This window comes from Nocardia sp. CC201C (assembly GCF_030010695.1).
Classification (GTDB): domain Bacteria; phylum Actinomycetota; class Actinomycetes; order Mycobacteriales; family Mycobacteriaceae; genus Nocardia; species Nocardia otitidiscaviarum.
This window is the reverse complement of the sequence record NZ_JASCXP010000514.1, coordinates 1-4442: the sequence shown is the minus strand read 5'-3', so window position 1 is coordinate 4442 and position 4442 is coordinate 1. Positions and strand designations below refer to the sequence as shown.

The window sequence follows — 4442 nt, the reverse complement described above, 5'->3', positions numbered from 1 at the left end:
GTGCCGCCGCTGGTCGCGCCCACCCCCCCCCACCGGCGGCGCGGGCGCGTCCGCCACGAAGGTGCCCGCGCGCCCCCGGGCCACGATCGCGCCCGCCGCCGCCAGCGCCCGCCACGCCTGGGTGACGGTGGCCGGGGAGACCTTCAGCTCCCGCGCCACCTCGCGCACGGTGGGCAGCCGGGTGCCGGGCGACAGCGCGCCGGAGCGGATGCGGCCGCCGACGGTGGCGGCGATACCGGCGGCGGTGCGGTCGTGGACGCCCGCGAACAACCCGTCGCCAGCCGGGTCGGGTGCGGTCGTGTCGAGCGGGCCGAGTTCGGTTGTCACAGCGTCATTCTGCGATGGCGACCCGTGCGCGAACACGGCCACCCCGAGGATTTACGGTCACGAAACTGTTTCCGTCATTCTGTAACACAGCGGAATTGGTTCTCGGTGCAGTATCACAAAGCATGGCAATCGTTCGAGCAGCGCTGGTCCAGACCAACTGGACCGGCGACAAAGAGTCCATGATCAAGGCGCACGAGGACTACGCCCGGCAGGCCGCCGCGGCGGGAGCGAAGGTGATCTGCTTCCAGGAGTTGTTCTACGGGCCGTACTTCTGCCAGCTCCAGGACACCAAGTTCTACGACTACGCCGAATCGGTGCCCGGCCCCACGGTGGACCGGTTCGCGGCGCTGGCGGCCGAACTCGGCATGGTGATGGTGCTGCCGGTGTACGAGCAGGAGCAGCCCGGCCTGCTGTACAACACCGCGGCCGTCATCGACGCCGACGGCCGCTACCTCGGCAAATACCGCAAGCACCACATCCCGCACGTGAACGGGTTCTGGGAGAAGTTCTATTTCCGGCCGGGCAATCTGGGCTGGCCGGTCTTCGACACCGCCGTCGGCCGGGTGGGCGTGTACATCTGCTACGACCGGCACTTCCCCGAAGGCTGGCGGGCGCTGGGCCTGGCGGGCGCGGAGATCGTGTTCAATCCGTCGGCCACCTCCCGCGGGCTGTCCGGCTACCTGTGGAAGCTGGAGCAGCCCGCCTCCGCCGTCGCCAACGAGTACTTCGTCGGCGCGATCAACCGCGTCGGCATCGAGGCCGACTACGGTGACGACGACTTCTACGGCACCAGCTATTTCGTCGATCCCGAGGGCAAGTTCGTGGGCGAGGTGGCCTCCGACACCGCCCCGGAACTGGTGGTCCGCGATCTCGACCTGGACCTGATCAAGGTGGTGCGCGACCGCTGGGCCTTCTACCGCGACCGCCGCCCGGACGCCTACGGACCGCTGGTGCAGCCATGAACCGAATCCTCATCCAGGGCGGAACGGTGGTGTCGGCCACCGGTTCTCAGCCCCTCGACGTCCTGATCGACGGCGAAACCATCGTCGCCGTCCTGCAACCCGGCGCCACCGTCCTCGGCGACGTGGCGGCCAGCGCCCAGATCATCGACGCCACCGGGAAATACGTGATTCCCGGCGGCGTGGATGCGCACACCCACATGCAGCTGCCCTTCGGCGGCACCGAGGCATCCGACACCTTCGAGACCGGCACTCGGGCCGCGGCCTGGGGCGGCACCACCACCATCGTGGACTTCGCCGTCCAGAAACCCGGTGAGACGGTGCAGGACACCCTCGCGCTGTGGCACGACAAGGCGGCCGGGCGGTGCGCCGTCGACTACGGCTTCCACCAGATCGTCGGTGACGTGAACGCCGAATCCCTGAAGGGCATGGCGGAATTGGTGTCGGAGGGGGTGACCAGCTTCAAGCTGTTCATGGCCTATCCGGGCGTGTTCTACTCCGACGACGGCCGCATCCTGCGCGCCATGCAGCGCAGTGCCGAACTCGGCGCACTGCTCATGATGCACGCCGAGAACGGCATCGCCATCGACGTGCTGGTCGAACAGTCGCTCCAGCGCGGTGACACCGCACCGTACTTCCACGGCACCTCGCGGCCGTGGCAGCTGGAGGAGGAGGCCACCCACCGCGCCATCATGCTGGCCCAGGTCACCGGCGCACCGCTGTACGTGGTGCACGTGTCGGCCAAACAGGCTCTCGAGCAGATCGCCGCCGCACGCGGCAACGGACAGAACGTTTTCGGCGAGACCTGCCCGCAGTACCTGTACCTGTCGCTCGAGGAACAGTTGGGCGCACCGGGTTTCGAGGGTGCGAAATGGGTGTGCTCGACGCCGTTGCGGTCGCGGGCGGAGGGGCATCAGGACGAGCTGTGGCGCTATATCCGCACCGGTGACGTCACCTCGGTCGCCACCGACCACTGCCCGTTCTGCATGAAGGATCAGAAGGAACTCGGACTCGGCGACTTCTCCAAGATCCCCAACGGCATCGGCGGCGTCGAACACCGGATGGACCTGATGTTCCAGGGCGTCAAGGACGGTCGCATCTCCCTCGAGCGCTGGGTGGACGTCTGCTGCACCACCCCGGCCCGCATGTTCGGCATGTACCCGCGCAAGGGCGTCATCGCTCCGGGCGCGGACGCCGACATCGTGCTCTACGACCCGAACGGCCACACCAGCATCGGGGTGGGCAAGACCCACCACATGAACATGGACCATTCGGCCTACGAGGGTTTCGAGGTCGACGGCCATGTGGACACGGTGCTCTCGCGCGGCCGGGTGATCGTCGACAACGGCGACTATCTGGGCCGGGCGGGCCACGGCCGGTTCGTGAAACGCGAACTCTCCCAGAACCTCATCTGATCCGGAACGGAGTGTGCCCCATGGACATCGGTGTGGTACTGCAATGCACACCGCCCGCGTCACGAGTGGTGGAACTGGCGAGAATCGCGGAGACGCACGGCTTCTCGCACGTGTGGACCTTCGACTCGCATCTGCTGTGGCAGGAACCCTACGTCATCTACAGCCAGATCCTCGCCGCCACCCGCAAAGTCGTGGTCGGGCCGATGGTGACCAATCCGTCCACCCGGGACTGGACCGTCACCGCCTCGACCTTCGCCACGCTCAACGACATGTTCGGCAACCGCACCGTCTGCGGGATCGGGCGCGGCGACTCCGCCGTGCGCACCCTCGGCGGTAAGCCCGCCACCCTGGCGACCCTGCGCGAATCCATCGGCGTCATCCGGGAATTGGGCAACGGTCGCAGTGCCCGGGTGGGGGAGACCACGGTGCGGTTCCCGTGGGCGCACGCCTCCCGACTGCCGGTCTGGGTGGCCGGATACGGGCCGCGCGCACTGGATCTCACCGGCGAGGTGGCCGACGGGTTCATCCTGCAACTCGCCGATCCGGATATCACCGCCTGGACCGTCGCCCGGGTGCGCGCAGCCGCCGAACGCGCCGGACGTGATCCGAAGGAGGTGACCATCTGCGTGGCCGCGCCCGCCTACGTCACCGACGGATCGGAGGCGGCCATGAAACACGCTCGGGAGCAATGCCGTTGGTTCGGCGGCATGGTCGGCAACCATGTGGCCGACATCGTCGCCAAGTACGGCGCGGACAGTGAGGTGCCCGCCGCGCTCACCGAGTACATCGCCGGTCGCCAGGGCTACGACTACAACCAGCACGGGCGCGCCGGAAATACGCACGCCGACTTCGTGCCGGACGCCATCGTGGACCGATTCTGCCTGCTCGGCACCCCCGACGAGCACGTGGTGCGACTGCGGGAGCTGGAGGCGCTGGGCGTGGACCAGTTCGCCGTCTACCTCCAGCACGACGCCAAGACCGCCACCCTCGACGCCTACGGGGAGTCGATCGTGCCGCGGCTGGCGCAACCGATCGTGGCGACGGCGAGTACGACATGACCGCGCTACCGGAGGGCGGTCGCACCGCGGCGGCCGCCCAGCGAGTCGTGCGCCCACCGCGCCGGCGTGGGATCGGGACCGGCCGGTCGGCGAACGGATCACGCTGGGGCGTGGTGCTGTACCCGCTCGCCGCCTTCGTGCTGGTGGCCGCGGTCTGGGAATTGGTGAAGGCGATCGTGCCGGCCGACGGGGTGAGCATCGGCGAGCAGCGCGTGCTGCCGCGCACCACCGACGCGGCGCTGCCGCACACCTGGTCGGTGCTGACCGTGCTGGGGGAGCCCGACGGCTCCGGCACCGTGGGTGAAACCCTGTTGCGCACCGCCGGTTTCACCTTCGTCTTGGCGCTGCTGGCGCTGCTGCTCGGCACCGTGGTCGGCGTCGCGCTGGCTGTGCTCATGCAGCGCTTCGGCTGGGTGGAGCGCGGACTGCTGCCGTATGTGGTGCTGTCGCAGACGGTTCCGCTCATCGCACTGGCCCCGCTGGTCGCCGGGTGGGGCGGCAAGATCGCCATCGCCGGGCGGCCCTGGCAGCCCTGGATGAGCATTGTGGTCATCGCCGCCTACCTGGTGTTCTTCCCGGTCGCCGTCGGGATGCTGCGCGGCCTGCAATCGCCGTCGCGGGCGGCGGTGGAGCTGCTGCACAGCTATGCAGCGGGGTGGTGGGCGACCCTGCTGCGGCTGCGG

General features: G+C 68.8%; 5 protein-coding genes. 4 read left to right on the top strand and 1 reads right to left on the bottom strand.

All coding sequences use genetic code 11. The features are described 5' to 3' along the window. The coding region (locus QK444_RS32955) for a GntR family transcriptional regulator (protein WP_282785960.1) at positions 1 to 327 on the bottom strand (327 nt) is incomplete at its 3' end. A gap of 122 nt (positions 328 to 449) precedes the next feature. Between QK444_RS32955 and QK444_RS32950 the strand changes: the two genes are divergently transcribed. From QK444_RS32950 to QK444_RS32935, 4 genes are all read left to right on the top strand, one after another. After that, positions 450 to 1289, top strand: coding sequence for a nitrilase-related carbon-nitrogen hydrolase (locus QK444_RS32950; RefSeq protein WP_282785959.1), 840 nt, complete (start codon positions 450 to 452; stop codon positions 1287 to 1289). Then, on the top strand, positions 1286 to 2701 hold the full coding sequence (gene hydA, locus QK444_RS32945; RefSeq protein WP_282785958.1) for a dihydropyrimidinase: 1416 nt from the start codon (positions 1286 to 1288) through the stop codon (positions 2699 to 2701). The genes QK444_RS32950 and hydA overlap by 4 nt, the downstream gene beginning before the upstream one ends. Positions 2702 to 2721: 20 nt before the next feature. Next, entirely contained in the window at positions 2722 to 3759 is a 1038-nt protein-coding gene (locus tag QK444_RS32940) for a TIGR03842 family LLM class F420-dependent oxidoreductase (protein WP_282785957.1), read from the top strand. Then, positions 3756 to 4442: ABC transporter permease subunit (locus tag QK444_RS32935; protein ID WP_282785956.1), on the top strand; the 687-nt coding region annotated here is incomplete at its 3' end. The genes QK444_RS32940 and QK444_RS32935, both read left to right, overlap by 4 nt.